This window comes from Chryseobacterium sp. FW101-FHT12H09 (assembly GCF_058790395.1).
Genome location: NZ_JBYTCP010000004.1, coordinates 445,022 through 468,724, shown reverse-complemented (window position 1 = coordinate 468,724; position 23,703 = coordinate 445,022). Strand labels below are relative to the sequence as shown.

General features: G+C 35.2%; 23 protein-coding genes. 9 read left to right on the top strand and 14 right to left on the bottom strand.

Features of this window, described 5'->3' with window-relative positions:
* The first annotated feature begins 9 nt into the window (after positions 1 to 9).
* Entirely contained in the window at positions 10 to 570 is a 561-nt protein-coding gene (locus AC3WRL_RS17805) for an OmpH/Skp family outer membrane protein (RefSeq protein ID WP_214825788.1), read from the top strand.
* A gap of 158 nt (positions 571 to 728) precedes the next feature.
* Here the strand turns inward: AC3WRL_RS17805 and AC3WRL_RS17800 are convergent, their stop codons facing one another.
* Positions 729 to 1,814, bottom strand: coding sequence for a sulfatase-like hydrolase/transferase (locus AC3WRL_RS17800; RefSeq protein ID WP_492330875.1), 1,086 nt, complete (start codon positions 1,812 to 1,814; stop codon positions 729 to 731).
* Between the two features lie 190 nt (positions 1,815 to 2,004).
* Here AC3WRL_RS17800 and AC3WRL_RS17795 point away from each other — a divergent pair, with 190 nt between their 5' ends.
* Together AC3WRL_RS17795 and AC3WRL_RS17790 are read left to right on the top strand one after the other, a co-directional pair.
* Entirely contained in the window at positions 2,005 to 2,598 is a 594-nt protein-coding gene (locus AC3WRL_RS17795; RefSeq protein ID WP_214825786.1) for a TetR/AcrR family transcriptional regulator, read from the top strand.
* 114 nt (positions 2,599 to 2,712) lie between these two features.
* Positions 2,713 to 3,987, top strand: coding sequence for an MFS transporter (locus AC3WRL_RS17790; protein ID WP_214825784.1), 1,275 nt, complete (start codon positions 2,713 to 2,715; stop codon positions 3,985 to 3,987).
* 33 nt (positions 3,988 to 4,020) lie between these two features.
* Here AC3WRL_RS17790 and AC3WRL_RS17785 read toward each other — a convergent pair whose 3' ends face one another.
* From AC3WRL_RS17785 to AC3WRL_RS17770, 4 genes are all read right to left on the bottom strand, one after another.
* The gene (locus AC3WRL_RS17785; protein ID WP_214825782.1) at positions 4,021 to 4,515 is read right to left on the bottom strand and encodes a hypothetical protein; all 495 of its coding nucleotides are present in this window, start codon (positions 4,513 to 4,515) and stop codon (positions 4,021 to 4,023) included.
* A gap of 244 nt (positions 4,516 to 4,759) precedes the next feature.
* Positions 4,760 to 5,623, bottom strand: a complete 864-nt coding sequence (locus AC3WRL_RS17780; protein WP_214825780.1) for a helix-turn-helix domain-containing protein — start codon at positions 5,621 to 5,623, stop codon at positions 4,760 to 4,762.
* A 319-nt stretch (positions 5,624 to 5,942) separates the two neighbouring features.
* The gene (locus tag AC3WRL_RS17775) at positions 5,943 to 6,326 is read right to left on the bottom strand and encodes a hypothetical protein (RefSeq protein ID WP_214825778.1); all 384 of its coding nucleotides are present in this window, start codon (positions 6,324 to 6,326) and stop codon (positions 5,943 to 5,945) included.
* A gap of 74 nt (positions 6,327 to 6,400) precedes the next feature.
* On the bottom strand, positions 6,401 to 6,931 hold the full coding sequence (locus tag AC3WRL_RS17770) for a Crp/Fnr family transcriptional regulator (protein ID WP_214825776.1): 531 nt from the start codon (positions 6,929 to 6,931) through the stop codon (positions 6,401 to 6,403).
* Positions 6,932 to 7,202: 271 nt separating this feature from the next.
* Here AC3WRL_RS17770 and AC3WRL_RS17765 point away from each other — a divergent pair, with 271 nt between their 5' ends.
* Positions 7,203 to 8,261 carry a hypothetical protein gene (locus AC3WRL_RS17765; protein ID WP_261511940.1) on the top strand — a complete coding sequence of 353 codons (1,059 nt, stop codon included), beginning with the start codon at positions 7,203 to 7,205 and terminating at the stop codon, positions 8,259 to 8,261.
* Positions 8,262 to 8,397: 136 nt separating this feature from the next.
* Complete coding sequence (locus AC3WRL_RS17760; RefSeq protein ID WP_261511941.1) at positions 8,398 to 9,525, top strand: lysophospholipid acyltransferase family protein; 1,128 nt, start codon at positions 8,398 to 8,400, stop codon at positions 9,523 to 9,525.
* A gap of 52 nt (positions 9,526 to 9,577) precedes the next feature.
* On the opposite strand, the gene AC3WRL_RS17755 is transcribed toward AC3WRL_RS17760, so the two are convergent.
* The 5 genes from AC3WRL_RS17755 to AC3WRL_RS17735 all read right to left on the bottom strand — a co-directional run bounded on the left by AC3WRL_RS17755 (position 9,578) and on the right by AC3WRL_RS17735 (position 13,116).
* Positions 9,578 to 10,357 (bottom strand): helix-turn-helix domain-containing protein, encoded by a 780-nt coding sequence (locus AC3WRL_RS17755; RefSeq protein WP_261511942.1) that lies wholly within the window; start codon positions 10,355 to 10,357, stop codon positions 9,578 to 9,580.
* A complete protein-coding gene (locus AC3WRL_RS17750; RefSeq protein WP_261511943.1) occupies positions 10,354 to 11,010 on the bottom strand; it encodes an NAD-dependent epimerase/dehydratase family protein in 657 nt (218 codons plus the stop codon). Before AC3WRL_RS17750 ends, AC3WRL_RS17755 begins: the two co-directional genes overlap by 4 nt.
* Positions 11,011 to 11,016: 6 nt before the next feature.
* The gene (locus tag AC3WRL_RS17745; RefSeq protein ID WP_214825766.1) at positions 11,017 to 12,045 is read right to left on the bottom strand and encodes an SDR family oxidoreductase; all 1,029 of its coding nucleotides are present in this window, start codon (positions 12,043 to 12,045) and stop codon (positions 11,017 to 11,019) included.
* A gap of 124 nt (positions 12,046 to 12,169) precedes the next feature.
* Positions 12,170 to 12,388 (bottom strand): DUF4287 domain-containing protein, encoded by a 219-nt coding sequence (locus AC3WRL_RS17740; protein ID WP_214825764.1) that lies wholly within the window; start codon positions 12,386 to 12,388, stop codon positions 12,170 to 12,172.
* A gap of 98 nt (positions 12,389 to 12,486) precedes the next feature.
* Entirely contained in the window at positions 12,487 to 13,116 is a 630-nt protein-coding gene (locus AC3WRL_RS17735; protein WP_214825762.1) for a class I SAM-dependent methyltransferase, read from the bottom strand.
* Between the two features lie 184 nt (positions 13,117 to 13,300).
* Here AC3WRL_RS17735 and AC3WRL_RS17730 point away from each other — a divergent pair, with 184 nt between their 5' ends.
* Entirely contained in the window at positions 13,301 to 15,400 is a 2,100-nt protein-coding gene (locus AC3WRL_RS17730; RefSeq protein ID WP_492330874.1) for a M13 family metallopeptidase, read from the top strand.
* Between the two features lie 76 nt (positions 15,401 to 15,476).
* Positions 15,477 to 16,496: a bestrophin family protein gene (locus AC3WRL_RS17725; protein WP_261511945.1), complete on the top strand. Its 1,020-nt coding sequence runs from the start codon at positions 15,477 to 15,479 to the stop codon at positions 16,494 to 16,496.
* 113 nt (positions 16,497 to 16,609) lie between these two features.
* Here AC3WRL_RS17725 and AC3WRL_RS17720 read toward each other — a convergent pair whose 3' ends face one another.
* Complete coding sequence (locus AC3WRL_RS17720) at positions 16,610 to 17,515, bottom strand: aldo/keto reductase (protein WP_492330873.1); 906 nt, start codon at positions 17,513 to 17,515, stop codon at positions 16,610 to 16,612.
* 161 nt (positions 17,516 to 17,676) lie between these two features.
* Entirely contained in the window at positions 17,677 to 19,701 is a 2,025-nt protein-coding gene (ppk1, locus tag AC3WRL_RS17715; RefSeq protein ID WP_261511948.1) for a polyphosphate kinase 1, read from the bottom strand.
* 328 nt (positions 19,702 to 20,029) lie between these two features.
* On the opposite strand from ppk1, the gene AC3WRL_RS17710 reads away from it, so the two are divergent.
* Together AC3WRL_RS17710 and AC3WRL_RS17705 are read left to right on the top strand one after the other, a co-directional pair.
* The gene (locus AC3WRL_RS17710; protein ID WP_214825746.1) at positions 20,030 to 20,890 is read left to right on the top strand and encodes a helix-turn-helix domain-containing protein; all 861 of its coding nucleotides are present in this window, start codon (positions 20,030 to 20,032) and stop codon (positions 20,888 to 20,890) included.
* A 113-nt stretch (positions 20,891 to 21,003) separates the two neighbouring features.
* Positions 21,004 to 21,768, top strand: coding sequence for an alpha/beta hydrolase (locus tag AC3WRL_RS17705; RefSeq protein ID WP_492330872.1), 765 nt, complete (start codon positions 21,004 to 21,006; stop codon positions 21,766 to 21,768).
* A gap of 108 nt (positions 21,769 to 21,876) precedes the next feature.
* Here the strand turns inward: AC3WRL_RS17705 and AC3WRL_RS17700 are convergent, their stop codons facing one another.
* A complete protein-coding gene (locus AC3WRL_RS17700) occupies positions 21,877 to 22,779 on the bottom strand; it encodes a helix-turn-helix domain-containing protein (RefSeq protein ID WP_214825741.1) in 903 nt (300 codons plus the stop codon).
* A gap of 66 nt (positions 22,780 to 22,845) precedes the next feature.
* Positions 22,846 to 23,661 (bottom strand): SDR family oxidoreductase, encoded by an 816-nt coding sequence (locus AC3WRL_RS17695; protein WP_214825740.1) that lies wholly within the window; start codon positions 23,659 to 23,661, stop codon positions 22,846 to 22,848.
* Positions 23,662 to 23,703: the final 42 nt, after the last annotated feature.

Here is a 23,703-nt window from a genome sequence, read left to right as displayed (position 1 = left end):
TATTTAATAATGAAAAATTTTAAAATTGCGGTTACATTTGGATTATTCTTACTTTTTGGCTTTACTAATGCCCAGAAGATAGGGGTTATAGACACCAGAGCAATATTGGATAAAATGCCTCAATATAAAGAAGCTGAAGCGAGACTTAACGCACAGATAGATACCTGGAAGTCTGAACTTCTGGCTATACAGACGGAATATGCAAAGAAGAAATCAGCTTTAGATAACGAAAGAGTATTATTAGTAGGAGATCAGCTAAAGCAGAGAGAAAAAGAAGTAGCTGATTTGGATAAAAACATTAAAACCACTACCAGCTTAAGATTCGGAAATAATGGTGAAGTCAGTCAACTGAAAAAAAACCTGGCTGTACCTTTTGAGGAGCAGATACACAATGCTGTTATGACAGTTTCTGAAAAAAACGGATTGGGAACCATTATCGATAAAAAAGACAGTAATGTCCTTTACCATGAGAAGAAATTCGATTATACAGAAAAAGTATTGGATATTCTCTTAAATAGAACACCTGAACCTGAAAAAAAGGATAGCCCGACTAAAAAAAGTAAAAGATAATTCCATCTAATCTTATTTGAACTATTAAAAGGGATAATGAAAGAGGCAAAAGTATTTTAGCTGACCTTTTTTTTATAAGTAACTGAATCATTTCCTTTAAAAAATAAAGCCTTGATCAATGATGATCGAGGCTTTAAGTTTATACATGCAATTCAAGTTTATTTTCCAACAACAGATTTTATAGATTCCCCAACGGGATGATTAGTCTTAAAAGTAAATCCAAGTAAACTGGCAATGGTTTGAGCAATCTGATCCTGATAGATCTGTGAAGTATTTTTCATTTCTCCCGATGGGGGAGTATCAGGTCCTAGTGCAATCAACCATGTTTCGTTAGAATGTTCTGATGATGATCCATGACTTGTCCACTGACTTTCTAAACCTCTTCCATGGTCGGGACAAATAATAAAAGTGGTATTGTCTTTATAAAAAGGATCCGCCTGCATTGCCGCCCAGAGATTTCCAATCATAGCATCCAGATAATGTGCGGAATCCAAATAGTAATCATATTGTCCTGCATGGCCAAGATCGTCAGGATCAGCGAAATCAATATAAACCATTTTAGGATGATTGGCGGCAATATATGTTTTAGCAATAGCATAAGTACCCACGTCCCAACGTACAGATCTGCCAAAATAATTAGGAAGGTAATTTTGTATTTCATTAGCCAGTTTCTGGGCTTCAGTTAGGTTTTTACCTTCTGCATTTTCAAACGGATTGATTACAGGCATATGATTCCGATCACGATTTACAATTTTTGATACAGCATCCCAGCCAGCAATTGTAACTACCTTACCCTGATAGTCCTTCTGTTTATTTATAAACTCCAGTACATTTTCGTTCGGGTTATTTGGATATGAATTAGAATTTATCTTTTCATCATAAAAACCGGTTACTGTTTCACTTCTTCCGGGGTAAGAGAACCAGTATTTATTTTTTACATTCACCGGGCTGCTTAGGTTCCTGTTGCCATATAATTGTCCTTTTTTTGAAATTACATTCCAGAAGAAAGGCATTAATTTTTTTCTACGTTCATCTTCTGTTTCAGCCCAGAATTTTTTATACACCTCAGTAGAATCCTGCTGACGGAATTTTTTATTTTGTAAAAGAGAAGAATCAGCTCCTTTAAAGATTTCCTGCCAGCGGTAACCATCAATAGAAATCAATACGATATTCTTGGTTTTTGTATTTTGTGCACCGGCCAATTGTGCAAACAGCATGAATATCAGGAAAAATTTAGTTTTCATAGAACAAAGACAAATTTATCAGTTAACAAAACTAAACTTTGTTTAAAAATAAATCAACAAACTCTTATTAACTCTGTGTTAATCTTAGAGTAGTGATGTTTTTGTATTACGGAAAATTAAGAGAAAATAATTTCTATAATTAATAAATATTCATTAATTTTACGCCTTGAAATTTTAGAACATTTGAAAAATGCGCATAAAAGACACTGATAAAAGGGAACTGATTCAGACAGAAGCAATTAAGATGATCATAAAAGATGGATTGGAAGGATTCAGTATGAACAAGCTGGCTAAAGCCTGCAAAATTTCTGTTGCAACTCCCTACATCTATTACAAAGACAGGGACGATTTAATTTTAACGATCGCGAAAGAAGTAGGGCAAAAAATGTCTGATGCCATTCTTAAAGATTTTGATCCGGACGCACATTTTGAAGAAGGGTTGAGAGTCCAATGGAAAAACCGATATAGTTATATAACAACAAATCAGGATAAACATCTGTTCTTTGAACAATTGAGAAATTCAAGTTATCAGGAAGAATTTCTTCATCATTTTTTACGCGGATTTAAGGAAATTCTAGGAAGGTTTTTAGAAAATGCTGTTAAGAGAGGTGAATTAGACCAGATGCCTTTTGAAGTTTACTGGTCGGTTGCTTTTTCGCCTATGTACTCTTTAGCACGTTTTCATAACGAAGGAAAAAGCCTTGGTGGAAAAGTGTTTAAAATGACTGATGAGATTTTATGGCAAACATTTGATCTGGTAGTCAAGGCGCTTAAGAAGACCTAATTAGAAATTTCAGTCACATTTTTTATTTACAACAGAAACTGATTAAAACAACTTGAATGGTCAGTTTAAATTAAAAAATAACGGCGATAACCGCTGTAAATTAATTTTAAAATTATGGAAAAACAACAACCTTTGCCCTTTACGGGCTATCAAAAGTTTGTCATATTTATTTTAGCTATTACGCAGTTTACGGTAATATTAGATTTTATGGTGATGTCTCCGCTTGGCGACATGCTGATGAAATCACTTAGTCTTAAACCGTCGGCTTTTGGTTTTGCGGTTTCAGCTTATGCTTTCAGCGCAGGTATCTCAGGTTTGCTAACTGCGGGCTTTGCCGATAGGTTTGACCGGAAGAAGCTTTTACTTTTCTTTTACATCGGATTTATAGCTGGAACCATCTTTTGTGGAATGGCACAATCTTATCCGGTATTAGTTGCTGCCAGAATCATTACCGGTCTTTTTGGTGGAGTAATAGGTTCTATTTCTATGGCCATTATTACCGATTTATTCGCCCTTCAGCAGAGGGGTAGAGTGATGGGATTTATTCAGATGGGATTTGGTGGCAGCCAGGTTTTGGGTGTGCCTATTGGTCTTTATTTAGCTAATCAGTGGGGTTGGGAGGCTCCTTTCTGGATGGTAGCAGCTTTGAGTATCATTATTGCTGTTTTAATTTTTATGAAACTGCAGCCTGTAGTAAAACATCTTTCTGTACAAAGGGATAAATCTGCCTTCCAGCATTTATGGCATACCATTGCAAAAGGCAATTACCGGGTAGGTTTTACAGCAACAGCTTTACTTTCCATTGGTGGTTTTATGATGATGCCTTTTGGAAGTGCCTTTGCGATCAATAATCTGGGGCTTACAAACGAGCAACTTCCGATGTTATTTATGGTGTCCGGGGTAAGCTCACTCGTGATCATGCCGTTAATAGGAAAATTAAGTGATAAGATCGATAAGTTTAAAATATTTGCCGTTGCCTCTTTGTGGATGGTGGTCATGTGTGTGCTGTATACCAATTTATCTATAACACCGCTATGGTTGGTTATGATATTCAATATCCTGATGATGATCGGAATTATGAGTAGGATGATTCCTTCTTCAGCTCTGACAAGTGCCATACCAGATTTACAGGATAGGGGAGCTTTTATGAGTATCAACTCTTCATTACAACAAATTGCAGGTGGAGTTGCAGCAGCTGTTGCTGGTGTCATTGTTACCCAAAAAAGCAAAGGAGCACCTCTAGAACATTATGATATAGTTGGTTATGTGATTGTTGTCATCTCTTTTATCAGTATATTTTTAATGTGGCGGGTTAGCAATTTAGCTAAAAAAAAGGCAGCTGCTGATATGACTTCCGTTGAAGAGCCTGTTGTCCCTTTAGCAGAGTAAATAAGATAGAAATTCAATAAAAAATTTAAGAGTTTAAAATGACCCTTGTTTATTTGCCTTTCGCTGCGTTATATACTGATAAACAGAGCCTGCAATAAAAAGAATAAAAAGAACAAGGAGGGTTTTACCTATAATTGGATCAGTGATATCTTTAGCCAAAGGATGCCCTAGTGGAACACGGGTGAATGTTTCATTAACTGTTGGAACAAGGGAAAGGAAAAAGCTAAAGGAAAGTGAGAAGTTTTCAAAATAGCGGGCTCTTTTACTTTTTTGCTTTTTTGAAAAAAGGAAATAGGCCACGGATACCAAAATGATGATAAAGATCGAAAAAGCATGCCCTGGATTAAAGCCACCATGTTTTGAGATACCCAATGCGGTGAGTGATGTAACAAGGGTTCCATAGAAATATACTTTGCCATATGGTTCACTCAGATTAATCCTTCCATATTTAATAAACGATACTAATGCGCCTATTATAGCAGCTATACCTATAATTGTGTGAAAAATTCCTAAACTTGATAGTCCCATTTTATATTATTTTATGTTATAAATTCTATTGTTTTAAAGACGACAGGTTGATAAAAAGTCATCTGTCCGCTTTATTGTTTCTCTAAGAGGAACACTGCAAAATTGCAATAGAAAAGAAAAAATAACTTTGTGATTTCGTTCAATTATTTGGGATTTTGGTTCATAAAAAAAGCATTCTTAAATTAGCTTTAAGAACGCCCGATCCTGTTGGGGAATATTGTAAGAATTATCGAGTAATAGAATATTATTTTAAATGTTTATTTTTCAGTTCCTGACGATAATTTGTAGGACTTAAGTTATATTTATCACCAAAGCTTTTTGTAAAATTTGCCAGATCATTAAATCCACAATCAAAAGCAATATCGGTGATTCGCTGATCCGAAACCAGAAGTAGCTCAGCTGCTTTTTCGAGTTTCTTGTTTTTAATGTAGTTGGCGGGAGTATCATTGTATAGTTTGGCAAATTCTCTTTTAAAAGAAGATACACTTAGATTATTTTGTTCTGCGAGCTGTTCAATTGTTAATTGTGAAAACAAATTAGCTTCAATGATCTGCTTAAAAGTATAAGTTATTGGAGAAAAGAGCTGCGATAATATAACCTGTATCGCTTCTGCATTTTGTGTTTGAGCTAACAACAGTATGATTTCCTTTAGCTTCAGGATCAGGATATCCTCATTAATCAAAGATGGATTCTCAAAATAAAATAATAAGCCTTCAATGTATTTTTGAATTAAAAATTCATTATTTATTTTTTTATTTGACTGATTTGAAATGATATTCCTTGGTGGATGAAGCAATGATGGGAGTTCCCGGTCATAAATTTTCTTTAATATATCCGGATAAAAAGTAACAATTACAATTTCACAATTGCTTTCGGGGTGTGAATTATGTATTTGCTTTCCAGAGCTTATACAATTCAGGAACAATGAATAATTTGTAGGAATATTAATATCCTCGTTATCAATCTGATATTGAAATTCACCTTTTAGAACATATAGAAAACAGGCCTGTTCAGTAACAGGGAAATCAAAATTAAAAGGTGGTGTCAATGCAATTTTTTGCATTAAAGTCTTTCCAAAAAGATCATACTTTTTATAGTCATTTACCATACATTCTATTTATTTGGCCTCTCAGCAGGATTTCAGTAACGGATCCTTCTACTAAGATAGTTTGTTCTTTGCAATTAATAACCCTATTGTTTTTGATTTTAAAACTTGTAAAACTTTCTGCTTACTTTAAAGGCACTTTCTGTAATTGAAACCTATTTGAAGAATTGATGCTTGCCTTCAGGGAGCTCTAATTTTAGGGTTGACGAATTGATCAATAAAAGAAAATGAGGTAGAATTTATATCTACCTCATTTTTGTTTACATTTCTCATTTTCAAATAATACAAGGGAGATTTACCCTTCTGCATATTTTAGCAGAGCTTAAATTTCTGAGCCGAGTTTTTTTTCTGAAGCAGAGCCTTCTAATAAGGTAGTCAACTCATCACAATATATTACCTTATTGTTTTTAATAGTAAATTCCGCGAAGACCTTATGTTTTACAATTTCCCCATTTTTGAGAACGCTTGTGACAAAATGTTTGGTAAATACTGAAGTTTCATTACTTGCTATATTTTCGAATACCACATTTTGCTGATCTGCTTTTTCTTTTAATTTCTGAATATGCTTTTTAAAAGAATTAAAATCCAAGGTTACATTGTCTACGCTCTGTATATAATCTTCACTAAAGTATTTATTGATCAATGATTCATCGTAGTTTTTATTTTCAATGACATCGGTAAATACTGCTTTTATTAATTTTTCCATTGTTGATATTATTTTCAACAAAAGTACTTAGCATCCGGGTGGCCAATCGATAACAATTGTAAAGAAATATACACTCAACGATTTCTGATTCTACTTAAGCTTACCGGAGTAATACCCAGATAGGATGCAACTAAATGTTGAGGAATACGAAGAATAATTTCAGGATTTGCTTCAAGCAGTTTTTTGTATCGTACCTCCGGTTTGTCCTGTATTTTTGATATCAGTAGTTGCTGATAATCATTGATTCTGCTGATCAGGTATTTATTGAATAAATTTAAGAAATCATTGTTTTCTGATAATTTGTCTATTACCGTTTTTTCTATTGATAATACTGTACAGTTTTCAATTGTTTCAATGGTGTAAGAACTTGGTCTGTTATAAAAAAAACTTTCAGAGGAGCAGAAAATATGATCTTCGAAAAGAAATTGGAAAGAGATTTCTTTACCATCGTAATTTGTCCATCCTCTAAGGATTCCCTTTTTCAGATAATAAAATTTTTTTGAAATGATACCTTCTTCAATAATAATTGTTTTGGGTTTATATTTTTCTTCTTTCCCTGATTTAAATAAAATATCAATTAACTGATTTAATTCCTGATTTTTCATAAGATACAAATAATGATTGGCCTTTTATTGAGGAAAAACGAACTTTTAATTTTACACTGTAAAAAGCCCTTTATAAAAGATGCTTAAAAATACAAATGCAAATAAATTCACAAGCATTTCAAATTTAAAAATAATCCACAAACATACAAAAGCCAATCAAATCCTTCGGTATAGATATTGCTCATTAATTTCTAAGCTAGGTGAGTTAAGATTGTTAAATACTATTTGAGATCGAAAAGCCGAGCCAAACTAACCAATCACACACATTAAAATGAAATTACACTATCGTAGTCTAATAACGGTTTCTATATTAGCTTTATCTTTAGTTAGTTGCGACAGAGATAAATCCGATTCTTCAGATCCTGGTGATGCAGAGATACCTGAAATACCGGTCTCTGAAATCTATGTCTCTGGTTATGAAAGCGGAGATGCAAAATATTGGAAAAATGGTACTGTTACCAATCTTACCAGTGCATCGAGCAGTGGCGGATATGCAACAGGAATAACGGTTGCAGGCAACGATGTATACGTAGCCGGATGGGACGATATTCCTGGCGGAAGAAAGCTCCAATATTGGAAAAACGGTGTTCCAACACAACTTGCTGTTGGCGATCATAACACATTAACAGGCGGCATTGCTGTAAGTGGTAACGATGTTTATGTCACAGGAGCACAAACTGACAGTAATGGAACTAAAGTTGGAAAATGCTGGAAAAATGGTGTGGCTACGAATCTCTCCGACGGTACACCTGGTCATCATACCAATGCTGGTGGAATAGTGGTGGTAGGAAACGATGTTTATATAGCCGGTGGTGAATTTAACGGAAGCCGGGGTGTTGCCAAATATTGGAAAAACGGAGTAGCCGTACCTCTTACCGATGGCACCAAATCAGCACATGCTTATGCCATTGCAGTTGATGGAAGTGATATTTATGTTGCAGGATATGAAGCTAAAACAACTGACGGTGGAAGTCTTCCTATTGCCAAATACTGGAAAAACGGAGTCGCTGTGTCACTCACTGATGGCGCCAATTATAATATTGCAACCGACATTGCCATTTTGGGGAAAAACGTATACGTTTGCGGATATCAAAATAATGGCAGTACCGGAAATACCGCGAAATATTGGAAAAATGGTGTCGCCAGAGATCTTACAAACGGATCACAAGGAGGATCCCAAGCGAATGCTATTGCTCTTTCGGGAGGTGCAGTATATATTGCGGGATATGAAGGGAATTTTGTAACCTATTGGAAAAATGGTGTAGCAACACATCTTTCTAATGGAGGCAGCAGCAGTTCTTCGGGGCTTGCAATCTTTTTGAAAAAATAGAATTATAATTAAAAAGCCTCTTATTAAAATCTTTTTTTTGTATTCTATTTGCAAAATAGCAATTATGACATGAATCATCAGATGTAGTCAATAATTTTTTGTTCTTTTGCAAAGCGTTTAATTTTTAAATAAAAGAATGTCGAAATTTGATGATATAAGGCCTTTTTACGACCATGAAGTAAATGATGCATTGCAAAGTATTGCTAAGCATCCTATGATGAAGGCATTGATGCGTTTTACTTTTCCCGATCATGATGAAGAGTTTTGGCTTAAAGAATTTACAAATATCCATTCAATAAGTGATTTTCAACATCATTTTATCTCACAAACTGTCCGCCAGATTCTGAAACAGAGTTCCGAAGGATTAAGTACATCGGGATTTGATCAGTTGGATAAAGATGCTGCGTATTTGTTCGTATCCAGTCACAGAGACATTGTTTTAGATACCTCTCTGCTTAATTTAGTATTGCTGGATCAAGGACTGATTATGACCTCTTCAGCCATTGGTGATAATCTTGTACATAAGAAATTTCTGCATATACTTGCAAAACTCAATCGTAACTTTTTAGTTCAAAGAGGATTACCTATTCGCGAACAGCTGAACAGCTCAAAGGTGATGTCTGAGTATATTTACGATTTATTAACGAAAGAAAACCGTTCAGTCTGGATTGCACAACGTGAGGGCCGAACCAAAGATGGCAACGATGCTACCCAGCAGGGTGTCTTAAAAATGCTTGCTATGGCGGCAGGTGACCAACCGTTAAATGATTTTTTTAAGACATTGAAGATAGTTCCTCTTTCCATTTCATATGAATATGATCCTACAGATGTTCTTAAAATGCCACAACTTATGGCAAAATCAAGAAATGAATTATATGTAAAAGAGAAAGATGAAGACTTTATGACTATGCTCAGTGGAGTATTGGGACAAAAAAAACGTATTCACCTGCATGCAGGTCAAGTTCTTAATACGGAATTTGATGAGATTGTTTCAAAATTCGACAATAAAAATAAACAACTGCAAGCGATCGCTCAGGTCATTGATAATTCCATTATAGAAAATTATAAACTTTGGCCGACCAACTTTATAGCTTATGATTTACTAAATGGAACAAATAAATATTCCGATTACTATACAGAAGATGAGAAAATGCTTTTTGGAAGAAGAATGGAAATGCGTATCGATATTTCTGATTCGGTTCTGAAACAGAGCTTCCTGGCTATGTACGCTAATCCTGTGATCAATAAAATGAAATATTTATAAAGTTTGTTCGCTTCTAAGTAGCCAGGTCTATAATATTGTAGATTTTAATCCGCTACAAGCTACTTGCTGATACACCGAATTCTTTTTTAAATGCAAAAGAGAAATGCGACAGATCCTCAAAGCCTAAATCAAGATATATATCTGTTGGCCTTTGTCTTTTTTGCTCTATAAGAAATCTTGCTTCCTGCAATCGTCTCCTCGTTAGCCAACGATTAGGTGTTTCATTGAAGATGGTTTTAAAATCCCTTTTAAAAGCTGACAAGCTGCGCCCGGTAAGGAAAGCGAAACGTTCCATACTTACATTGAACCTGTAATTTTTTTGCATAAATTCTTCAAGGTCCACACGCCCAGGGAAACCAAAATCAAATAACACATCTGATAATTCGGGATGCAACTGCAACAGGATAAGAAGTAATTCTTCTCTTTTTAAATCAGAGAATGTTTTACTGATGTCTCCAGAACCATTATAATAGGGTTCTAATGAAAGAAGGAAGCTATTGATAAGGTTATCTTTTCTGAGTCTGATAAATGTGTCCTTTGATTCATGATTAAGAAAGCTAATGCTATGCTTCTTTTGAAAATCTCTCAGAAAAATTTCATCGAAGAAAAAGATAATTTTTTCAAATTCATTATTCACTCTCACTTTATTGTATCGTGCCAGTCTATTTTTACGGACAACACAGCTTTCGCCGATTTTGAGTGTATAATGCTTGTTTCCATCATAGCCATTCATGTTGCCTTTTACCAGGAATAAAAAGAAATGTTCGGTGATGAATTCTTCTGCTGAAATGGCAGGACCTACGATACAGGATTTTATTTCTGATATTTTCATGATTTTGCTTGTGATTTTATGTCTTTTACTTCCAAAATAGGAGCCTTATATCCTTTGGATACGCAATTGATCATTGCCAGACCGACTTCCCGCATTGTACAGATCCAATTAGGGAAAAGCAAGTACCATAAAGGAGATAGTACTTCAAAAATACGGTAAACAGATCTTACATTTTTTTGACCTTTTACCGGTTTCATAAAACCGGGACGAAAATTATATACTGCTTTAAAAGATAATTTAAGCAAAGCATTTTCGGTTCGTCCTTTTACTCTGGCCCACATCGCTTTTCCTTTTTCTGTACTATCAGTACGGTTGCCAGAAACATATATAAATGTCATGGCAGGGTTAATTTGAGATAGTATCTCAGCAAATGGAACGACAAAGCCAAATGTTTTTCTGGTAAATGATTCCTCATTTTCACCAACAGCACTTGCTCCTGCGCAAAAAAAGCACCCATCATAGTTTTCCAGATCTTGACGGTAGTTTTTGATGGTTGCAAAATCTTCTACGATCAGTTCTTTTAATTTTTCATGTGTGAGAGTAAGAGGTTTCCTGCTTATGATGAGGACCTCTTTTACCACTTGATTTTCCAGGCAAACAAGCAAAACGCCTTCACCTACTAATCCTGTAGCTCCGGTAATAATTATTTTCATCTATGTTTATTTTACAATATCAAATTTAATCAAACTATTGGCTGTCGCTACAATAGCTTCTTCGGTAGAACGTGGTTTCCATCCTAACACTTTGATGGCCTTTTCACTACTTGCATTCTTTATCATTCCTAAATAAGGAGCAACTGATTTCAATTTAGGATTGAATATGGCCAAAACTTTAATGAACCAGTTGGGTAATTCTTTGGTTGGCACTTTTGATGCTTTTTCACCCAGGTTTTTTCTAAGGACATTTGCTGTATCTATCAGAGAAAAACCTTTCCCTGCAACCGCTATAAAACGTTGGCCATTGGCCTGAGGCATTGTCATCGCCTTAAAGTGCAAATCAGCAACATCACGGACATCCACATATCCAGAAATTATTTTGGGACAGGCTTTCATATCTCCATTAAGCATTTGCTTGATGTTTTGAATAGAATGTGAAAAGTCATCTCCTAATACAGGGCCCAAAACTCCGGTGGGATTTACCACAGACAATTCCATTCCTTTGCCTTCATTTTTTATAAAATCCCAAGCTGCTTTTTCAGAAATTGTTTTCGATTTTTGATAAGGGAATACTGTTTCATTAAGTACTGTCCAGTCTTCTTCTGTATATGGAGTGGTTTTTACAGTACCAAATCCTACAGCACCAAAAGCTGAAGTAAGAACAACTCTTTTTACACCTGCCTTTTTTGCCGCTCGTAATACAAATAGAACACCATTTTTAGCAGGAATTACAAAATCATCTTCAGTCTTTGCATCAGTATGAGGAGTTGGTGATGCAACATGAATGACGTACTGGCATCCTTCGGTTGCTTTTTCCCAACTTGATTCATTCTGTAAATCCGCTTCTACAAATGATAAATCTTCGAATGAATGAAGACCGGCTTCTTTTAACATTTGTTTTACCAATTGTGATTTTTTTAGTGAACGGAGCGTGGCTTTTACTTTGTAGCCATTTTTAAGTAAAGTAATAATGCAGTAAGAAGCTATGAAGCCTGAACCGCCAGTTACCAATACTGTTTCTTTATTTTTCATTTTTGAAAGTTTTGATAGGACAAAGTTCCATCATAAAATGAAGAATAAATTTGTTCAAAAGTCCAAAATTAATTTGTTCAAAAGCTCAGATGTTTTTACAATATCTCCTTTAACTTATAATCTATTATTCACGTTTGCCTTTAAGATAGGCATACATTGCTGTTGCATGTCCGTGCCCTAAATCAAAATCTTCCTTTAACCAGTTGATAATTTCAGTCGCTTTGATATTTGTATTAATAGCACCGTTTTTAGTGAAACCTTTTTCATCTGCAAGAAGTTGGAAGTCTTCCGGTGATTTGCCGGTTTTTTCTTCAATGTTTTTCATGTAAGTTGTAAATGACATAATTATTTGTTTTTAATATTCATAAAATGTTTTTAGCGATGATTATTGATTATGAAACTTCTTCAATATAAGTAATTACAAGGAGAAATACGAATCAATCAAATCAACTTTCCGATCAATACCAAATCTGTAATCGTGGCGCCATCCTTATCAGTAGATTTAAAACGTTTTGTTTGAATAACCTCAAAGTTATTTTCCTGAAATGCTTTGGTTAAATAATCTGCCTGATGATAATAAAGATACACCTGATCACCTAAACTGGATGTGATTAATCCCGATTTATTGTAGTCATCCTCCATAGTGCTTAGATAAAATACACCACCAGGTTGTAATAATCCGGAGACATTTGCGATTAACTCAACAGCTTCCTCACGAGATAAATAAGGAAGGCAAAAGCCGCAGATGATTCCATTAAATCTCTTTTCAATCTGATTTATTTCCCGACAGTCCATAAGCTGAAATTGAGCAGTAGGATTATTGATCTGGGCAAGATCGAGCATTTTTGATGATAAATCAATTCCCAATATATCGTAATCGGGTTTTCTATCCAACAGGTATTTTGTAATATTTCCAGGACCACAGGCGATATCCAGAATGTCTGCATGATCGGCTGTTATATGATCGCAGAACAAATTAAAAGTGTCAGCAAAGGAACTGACATCCATAAACTTATCCTGGTATATTTTTGCCGCTTTGTCAAATGCTTCAACGGGTTTTAATATTTTCATAATGTGATATTTAGGTATTTAAATGATACTAATTTAACAAATTATAAGTATTCCCAGCTAAATTTTAATAATGAAGAAATAAAGATGTCATGATAAATTAAACTAAAAAAAGCTTCTTATTGACATTTATATAATCAAAATTCAAAATCTAGAAGTAACTTGGAGGCATTACAATGGATACCCAATGAATTATAGAAACTGCCTGTCAATCCTCTCCATAACATCTCAACTTCAGAAATTGGAAGTGAAAATTATTACGACTATTATAGTATCTGCAACTTTTCCCTGTTACATTGGTGCACAGACAACGGAATTTAGTAAAGATAAAGCTGCTTTTGGTAATTGGGGTGTTGAAACTCAGTTTATAAGCAAGTCAATATTGCCGGGCAATGATTTTTATGCTTATGTTAATGACGGATGGTTAAAATCAAAAACCATTCCGACAGGATCCTCGGGGCTAAGTAACTATAGTGAAGTGGGCAATCAGGTTAATGAGAGAATAGCCAAGGTGATTCATGAAGGATCAGACGCAAAAAGTGGGGCAGATAATTCCCAAAAACAAATAGGTGCACTTTACTTAGGTTATCTGGATACTGAAAATATGGATAAACTGGGTATTAAACCAATTCAAAAGGATTTAGAACAGATATTTGCCTTAAGTAGCTATAAGGATGTTGCTAAATGGATGGCAAATCCAAAATCTTTCTCCATTATAGGAATTCGGACGGGACCTGATTTAAATGACAGAAGCAGGTTTCTTGTTACATTAAGTGAAAGTGGTATTGGTTTGCCTGCACCTGAGTGGTATCAAAAACAAGATGGACCTTATCCGGGTTATCGCAAAGCTTATAAAGATTATATTATTCATACTTTCCAGCTTGCAGGTATAAAAAATGCTGATAAAAGAGCCAATGATATTCTGGAGCTTGAAACTAAATTAGCATCAATGCAATGGACACCAGCACAAATACGTGATAGTAAGATTAATTCACATCTGTTGTCTACTTCAGAACTGAATAGGTATGCTCCGGGTTTCCCTTGGAAGACCTTTCTGGCAAGCAGACAGGTAGATCATGTAAGTGAAGTGATATTGCAGGCAGATTCAGCGATAAAAGCAAAAGCTGCTCTATTTGCAAAAACTCCTGTCGAAGTGTGGTCATCTTATTTAGCATTTCATTGGATCGTTAATCATTCTACTATTTTATCAGAAGACTTTCGCAAAAGTCAGTTTGATTTTTATTCTACTGCTTTAAATGGGATTTCAAAGGATATTTCAAGGGAACAGAAATCAATTCGATATGTTAATAATAGGTTGGGGCAAATAGTAGGGAAGTTATATGTAGAAAGGTATTTTCCTCGCGAAACGCTTAAAAGAATCGAGGATTTAGTTGGATATATCCGTAAAGCATTTGCAGTCAGACTTGACAATCTGGATTGGCTCGATGAAAGCAGTAGAAAGGAAGCAAAAGCTAAATTAGATGCAGTAACTGTAAGGATAGGGTATCCTGAAGTTTGGCGGGATTACTCATCAATCAAATTTGACGCTAAAGATCCTATTGGTAATGAGCAACTTATTGCAAAAGCCAACTGGGATTATGAACGTTCACTCCTTCAAAAAGTCTTTACTAGTAAAGATTGGTATCAGGTTCCGCAAACTGTTGATGCAACCAGTAGTAAATTATATAATTCCATAGAATTTCCTGCAGGTATCTTACAACCACCGTTTTTTGATCCATTTGCTGATCCGGCTGTAAACTTTGGCGCCATTGGTGCTATAATAGGACATGAATTGGGACACTGTTTTGATGATGAAGGGTCAAGATTTGATGGACAGGGACTGGTTCATGATTGGTGGACTAATCAGACCCGAAAACAATTCGAAGAGCGAACTAAACTACTTATAGAACAGTATGATTCATTTTCACCTTTAGATGGAATCCATATCAATGGAAAACAAACGCTAGGAGAGAATATTGGGGATCTTACTGGGGCTGAAGTTGCCTATGAAGCTTATCAACTGTATTGTAAAGATTATGCCGATCAACAACGTGTTTTAAATGGATATACTGGTGATCAGCGCTATTTTCTATCTTTCGCTCAGGTTAATCGTAGCCTTTATACTCCGGAAGCCTATCGGATGAACGTATCACAGAACTATCATGCGCCTGCAGAGTACCGTGTAAATGGCGTTGTAAGAAATATGAATGCATGGTATAAGGCTTTCAATATAAATCCAGAAGACAAGTTATACCTATCGCCTGAAAAGAGGGTGCGTATTTGGTAATTCTTACTAGTGTGGGCAGTATAAGTTGTAATAAACATAAATGTTTTGTTATATTGTACGTGAAAAACACACAAAGATGCTTGTTAAAAAAAACATTACTCTAAAAAAATTATTCGAATTTGCAGGACACCATTTATGGTGGCTGGTCCTGTATATGCTTTTTATTGCATTCCTATACGATATTTTGGATTGGAAATGGATTTCTATCCCATCGTTGCCATTATCACTTATTGGAACTGCGGTAGCTTTTTATGTAGGATTTAAAAATAATCAGTCCTATGACAGAGTTTGGGAAGCCCGTAAAATATGGGGAGCTATTGTTAACAGCAGTCGAAGCTGGGGAGTACTGGTGAATGCTTATGTAGGTCATAGCCAACTTTCATCTAGTGAACACAGGAACATAAAAACCAAACTAATATATCAGCATATTGCGTGGCTGTATATTTTAAGAGAACAATTATTGGTACCTACCCAGTGGGAGCATGCCAGTTTGAAATGGTTGTTTGGTAAAGTTGGAGTAAAGCGAAGAGAATTGTATGGGATTGGAATGTATAAGGACTATTTAAATGAAAAACAAAAATTAGATTATTTTTCAACTGCTGACCAATGGAAGGATGCTGCTAATGCTGCCACACAAATTATAAATCTACAATCGCAGTATTTGGCAGAACAGGAAGAGAAAGAACATCTGCACATGAGGAGACAACTTGATATGCAGAAGGTTCTTTGTGATTTTTATGAGCATCAAGGTAGGGCAGAACGCATAAAAAAGTTTCCTTTACCCCGGCAGTATGCCAGTTTAAGCTTTATCTTTATCTGTATTTTTATTTTTTTACTACCTCTTGGTATTGTAGCTGAATTTGAAAAACTGGGTGAGGCTGGTATTTGGTTGATGGTTCCATTTGGAACGGTTGTGGGCTGGGTTTATGTAATGATGGAACTGATAGGTGATTATTCTGAAAATCCATTCGAAGGATTAGCAACCGATATACCCATGCTTTCTATTTGCAGGACCATTGAGATCGATCTGCTGCAGATGTTAGGAGAAACCGAACTTCCTAAGCCCATACAGCCAATCGATGGTATATTGATGTAGAAAAAATAATAATACCTGAAAAAAGGTTATGCTAAAAAAAGGAGATAAAATTTATTGTCTGAAAAACAGTGAATTTTAGAACCATTTAGTTTTGATTTTTTTTTGATTTCAGCTTAGTCAATCCTTGCAATAAAACCAGGAACTCCGGTTTTCACAACCTGATTATATCTTTGTCGGATCTGAATGCTGTTAATCTCATCAAAAGCATCTTGTGGCAGGAAATCCACATCAAAATTCTCCTGTGCACGAGCCTTAGTTTTTGGTGTGGTAAGCAAAGCTGTTCCACGTTGGGCTGCCCAACCTAATAATACCTGTGCTGGCGTTTTTCCAATTCGAACAGCAATCTTTAAGATGGTAGGATCTTCAAGTAACCCAGGTCTTATTCCATGACCTAATGGTGCAAAAGCCAAGAACACAATATCATTTTCTTTGCAGAAATTTAGAAGTTCTGTTTCCGGTAAATAGGGGTGTGATTCGATCTGAACTACAGTGGGTTTGATTCTTGCTGATTGGTAAATAGAGGAAAGTATTTCCAAGCTGACATCAGACAATCCGATATGGCGGACTTTACCATCGTCTACAAGATTTTCCATAGTCCTCCAGGTGTCTGATAACGTGATTTCATGGTCATAAATTGTATGGCCATTTTCATCCCGTGGATCCTGATCATCTCCCGGTTGAAAGGCAAATGGAGTGTGAATAAGATAGGCATCCATATAATCAAGACCCAATCGTTCCAAGCTTGCTTCAAATGCGGCCTCAACGCGATCGGGACGATGGTTGGTATTCCATAACTTTCCTGTAACAAAGATCTCTTCACGTTTAATACCTGTTGTCGCAAGTCCTTCACGTAACGCTTTCCCTACTTCGCGTTCATTTTGATATCGCTCGGCACAGTCGAAGTGTCGAAATCCAGCTTCTAAAGCATCTATAGTTGCACTTACCGTAAGAACGGGATCAGGAATTAATGTTCCAAATCCGAGTACAGGCATACCAATTTTATTATTTATTGTTTCCATTTTATAAAATGTATGATGGTTAATTAAGGCTTCAAATTTTTCACCTCTTTCTCATACAAATGTCAACAGAATTAATAAGATAGTTATGTGACCCACATCACATAAATAGAAATTTGGTAGACTTTATGACCAACTGAGTAATGATGCTGTTTGCCAGATTTTCATTCCTTTTTTAGCTTTTCTTCTTTCTTTTTATACCAAAGATAAGTTTCCTTTTGGGATGCGTTTTGTAATTGCTCGGGCTGATATTGTGAGATACTTTGACCTTTGTTATTTAATATCCTCTTTTTGGTGTTATCATTAAGTTGCATTTTTATGATCGTATCGATCTCTTGCATCATTTTTTTATCTGTAATCGGAAAAGCGACTTCTATCCTACGGTTCAGGTTTCTGCTGAGCATATCTGCAGAAGAAAGATAAATTTTTTCTTCACCATCGTTATGAAATTTATAAATACGTGAATGCTCCAGAAAACGGTCTACGATCCTGTAAATTTTGATGTTTTCGGTATATCCCTTGATTCCAGGTAATAATGTACAGATACCTCTTACAATAAGGGTAATTTCAACTTTTGAATTATTGGCTTCAATTAATTTACTGATAATATCTTTGTCATTCAATCCGTTAACCTTTAGAAATATAGCCGCTTTCTTACCATTTTCGGCGTTTTGGATCTCAATATCAATATGTTTTAGAATATTTTCTTTCAGATTAAATCCTGCCACCCATAAATTAGAAATAATGTATTTTTTCTCTTTGGTTCTAAAAAAACGAAATACCTGTTTTAAGTCTTCTGTATATTCTTTTTCAGAGGTGAAAAGACCAAAATCAGTGTATGTTTCTGCAGTGTTTTCATTGAAGTTTCCTGTGGAAAGGTAGGCGTAATTTTTTGTTTTTTTTTCGTTTTTCAAAGTAAACAATGCTACTTTCGCGTGTACCTTCAGGTTGGGCATGCTGTAAATGATTTTAATTCCTGCCTTTTGCATCTCATTAGCCCAGAACAGATTGTTATTTTCATCAAATCGTGCTTTTACTTCTACAAAAACAGTTACTTTTTTTCCGTTTTTTGCAGCACTGATAAGGGCATTGGCGATGAGTGATTGTGAGGATATTCTGTATAACGTTACCTTTATTTCCGTGATGTCTTTATGAATAGCAGCTTCATTAAAGAACTGTAGAACATAATGATAAGATTGATAAGGAAAATGAATCAGTTGGTTTTCATTATCAATAATGTCAAACATTGATCTTTTACTTTCAAAAGGGATATGTTTTGCCGGTGGAAAGTTCTCATTTTGAAGATTTGGAAAATTGGGATTCGGGAATTTAAACAAATCAAAAAAATTATGATGGGTCCCACCCACAATCATTTCATCCTCTTTAAGATTAAAGGATTTTTTACAAAGAATCAATAGATCCTCAGGCATATTGAAATCATATAAAAAACGTGTTGATGAACCTGATTTTCGCTCAAGAACCTTCTTTTTTATTTTAGATACTAGATTTCCGCTTGCTTCGTCATCGATCTGGTAATTTTCATCCCTGTTGAGTTTAATGGCAAAGGCTGTGATAATTTCCTGATCGGTAAATATGTAGTGCAGACACCGTTTGATAATGGTATCTATAGAGATGATATAACTTTTTCCTTTATGACTGCTTAATATTTTGTACCGGTTCAGTTTATCTGAAGGAATATTGATATAGCAATATCTGATTTCACCATTTTTTGCCTTTAATTTAATAAGTAAATAAAGCTGCCGGTTATTCAAAAAATATTCCTGCTTTTCGTCTTCAGAGAGATAAACGATCTGTATGTAAGAAAGAATGGTTGTTTTAAAATAACTTTCAATCTCATCCGAATGCAAAGGAAGTAATGGTTGCTTTTCGTAATAGATAATTTTGCTATCCTCTAATTCCGGAACGATTTGTTCCTTCCATATGGAACCAAATTTATTCTGTTGACGGTTTATTTCCTTTTTCACTTTTTCAAACAATGTGATCTTTTCAGGAATTGAATGCAGATCACTGATCTTTACACGATAAAATTCATCCAGATTAGAGGAATGAATGGCAAGAAATTTTATTCTTTCGTATAAAGGATTTGTTTTATCAGCGGCTTCCTGTAAAACACAGTCATTAAAAGATAACCAGGATAATTCAGATGGTAGGATATATTTTTTAGGCATTTTGTACTAGTTGGATTGAAACACAAATAAAGATAGAAGTCAATAACTTCTAAGCTTATAAAGTTGTCTTTTTTTAACCTTTCTTAAGCTATATTTTAATGTGAAATTAGCATAATTTTTTCTATCGAAACGATAATTAACGGATACTTTGCAAAATGTTAACAATAGAGAATGATATTTTCATAACGGTATTCTTTAATAAGTATAAACCCAAATTAGTAAAAACACCAATATTTCAAATAATGAATAAAAAATGAACACAGTAACTGGATTTCTTTTTTGAGTTCCTCTTCTGGTTTTGTATTTTTAAGGTCAGAATATATAAACCATGAAACTTAAAATAAAGGAAGAAAATACGGGTGGCGAATTAATGTTCTTTAGAGACGAACCTGGTTTTGACCGGTTGTTTTTTACCAGAGACAGGTTTAATAAATACTTTACTATTGCCTGGAATCCTGGAAAAAGTCAGCAGGTTACAGTTGATGGAAAGGAATATGAATTTCCTTCCCATTCTTTGCTGACCCTTTTGTTTAATCAGACTTTCAGTTTTGAAGACTCTTCAAATATTATTGTATGGCAGTTTAATCGGGAATTCTATTGTATTATTGATCATGATAGTGAGGTGAGTTGTGTTGGATTTTTATTCAGCAGTACAGATCATATGCTTGTAAAACTGGATGAATCTGCTCAGAAAAAATTACAGTTGTTATCGGATATTTTCATCGAAGAATTCGGGACTTCTGATCTTATTCAAAATGAGATGCTGCTCGTGTTACTGAAGCGACTGATCATTTATGTGACAGGGCTGGCCAAATCAGAGTATATCCCGGTTCTGAAAAGTCAGGAAGACCGGTTTCATATTGTGAGGAAATTTAACCTATTGGTAGAAGCGAATTTTAAAGAAGAGCATTCAGTAAGTTTTTATGCAGAACAACTTTTTAAATCCCCTAAAACCTTATCTAACCTATTTGCAATATACAATCAAAAAACACCTTCACAGATCATCCAAACGAGGATCATCCTGGAAGCTAAAAGACTTTTACTGTATACCGATAGATCTGTAAAGAATATCACTTTTGAACTTGGCTTTGAAGATGTATCTTATTTCTCCAATTTCTTTAAGAAAAATGCCGGTGTATCTCCTTCTGACTTCAGAAATTCACTTGAAATATCAAAAGACGGGAAATAACTACAACTAACCGGGGAATATGCCCACAGGTTGCACCTCTTTTTCAGCGCATCTTTGTGGTGTTGATTCGAACAAAAACTTCAACAACTAAAGAAATGAAAAAGCAAACTTTTATGAGTACATTAAAAAGCGGTATCATAGCATTGGCAACCGTTCTTTTTTCCACCACTGCATTAGTAAATGCACAGACTATAAAAAATGTAGTATTGGTACATGGTGCCTTCGCTGATGGTTCCGGGTATAAAGGTGTTTATGACGTACTTACAAAACAGGGTTACCACGTTACTGTAGTACAAAATCCATTATCCTCTCTGGAAGATGATGTAAAAGCAACAAAGCTGGCACTGGACGCTCAGGACGGACCAACGATTCTTGCTGGGCACTCATGGGGTGGAGCAGTTATTACTCAGGCTGGAAATCATCCAAAAGTAGCTGGACTGGTTTATATTGCAGCATTCCAACCTGACAACGGAGAAACGGCCTTACAATGGTTTCAGACCATGAAACCTGCCCCTGAAAATGGAGTATTGCCTCCGGATGAAAAAGGGATTGTTTATTATGATAAGGCAAAATTTCATGCAGGCTTTTGTGCAGATGTCAGCAATGAATTAGCTGATTTTATGTATGCTTCACAAGGTGCATTCAATGGCCAGTGTTTTGTAACACCAATTACAGATGCAGCATGGAGAAATAAACCAACTTACGGGATAGTAGCTACTGAAGATAAAAGTATTCATCCGGACATCCAACGTAATATGTACAAACGTTCTAATACTAAAGTTACAGAGATCAAGGGAAGTCATGCTGTTTTTATCTCTCAACCTCAAAAAGTGGCTGCAGTAATTATGAAGGCCGCGAAAGAAATAGCAGAAAAATAATTAAGGACACTGATATAATTTTACAAAGTTCTTGTCTGATTTTAAACAAAAACCGGGTGTATATACCCGGTTTTTTAGATAAAAAGATTTAGATGATGTGATTTTTCTTTAATTTAATAATCTAAATGCTTTTGGTGAAACACCCGTTTTTGTTTTAAACAATTTGGTGAAATGAGACTGGTGCTCAAATCCTAAGTCATAAGCGATTTCACTGATGGATCTGTCCGAACCCCATAACAAGGTCTTTGCTCTGTCAACCAGTTGCAAGTGAATATGTTCCATAGTACTTTTTCCTGTATATTTGCTTAATAGATCCGACAGATAATTGGTGGAGAGATTTAATTTTGAAGCAAAATAACTAACAGATGGTAATCCTGTCTCAATAAGACTTTCTACAGAAAAATATTCTATAAGTAATGCCTCAAATTTCTGTACGATATCTTTGCTTACCTTCTCTCTTGTTATAAACTGGCGGTCGTAATAGCGATTGCAATAATTCAATAACAATTCCAGATTGTTTACAATTAGAGATTGGGTATGCTTATCTATATTTTGTGAATACTCTTTTTCAATTTTTAAAAAACAATCTTTCAAATCCAGTTTTTCATTTTCTGATACATGAAGGGCTTCGTTTATATCATAATTAAAAAAAGAATACGTATTGATCTGTTTGCCCAGATTTGTTGAGTGGATCAAATCCGGATGAAAGAAAAGTCCCCAGCCTTCCTCGCAATTAATATCAGGATCTGGTGATATTGCCTGATTTGGTGCCGTAAACATCAATGATCCTTCGTCAAAATCGTAGTGGCCTTTGCCGTAATTTAAAATACCTCTGAAGGTCTTACAATAGATAGTATAAAAACCTAATGTATAAAAGATATCCTTACTTCGGTAGCCTCTGGTGACATTTTTGGAAAGTTCAAAAACAGAAATTAACGGATGTCTTGGTGGAGATAATCCTATTAATTGATGTGCCTCGCTAATGCTTGCTATGTTTTTGTATGTTGGCATATGAATAATATCAATATAAAGGTACAATAAACAGATAACTCCAACAATAATCAAATTGGTTGATTATCATAAACCTATATGGCTCATCATCATTTTTTTGAAGTCTATATCTCCAGATTCTTCTTTTGCCCGGATAAGCTGTAGTGCATCGGCCCCTACAGGATACCGAAGCTTATCTGTGCGGTCTGTTGCCGCTTCATAAATAGCTTCAGCTACTTCATTGATGTTTTTGTTCCCCCGATCCGGAGTACTTGCAAACGCGGTTAATTTATCAAAACCTGGTTTGTAATCCTCAAGTCCGTCAATTCCGAACATGGCTAGAGAACGGTTACCAAAATCAGTTCTGTAACTGCCAGGTTCAATAAGCTTTAGTTTAATACCTAATGGGTTGAGTTCATATTGCATGGCTTCTGTAAGTCCTTCCACAGCAAACTTTGTAGCATGATACAAGGAACCAAATGGAAATGTTATTTTGCCGCCCATAGATGATATGTTGATGATAACGCCCTCTTTGTTTTGGCGCATAAAAGGTAAAACAGCTTTTGTTACATCGATAAGCCCAAACAGATTTACATCGAATTGTTGTTTGATCAGTTCATCTGTTGCCGCTTCAATAGCACCAATAGCACCATATCCGGCATTATTAAGCAGGATATCAATTTTTCCAAACTGACTAATTCCTGCATTTACAGCTTCCTGAATACTTTGTTTATTTGTTACATCAAGTTGGGTAACAAAAACATTATTAAGTTTATTTAGCTCATTTTCCTTTTCAGGTGACCGCATGGAAGCAATAACATTCCATCCGTTTTTTTGAAATAGCTTTGTTGTTTCTCTGCCGAAGCCAGATGAGGCTCCCGTGATTAATATGGTCTTTTGCATTGTGATATTTTTTAAATTCTATACAAAATTCCTAAAAACGAG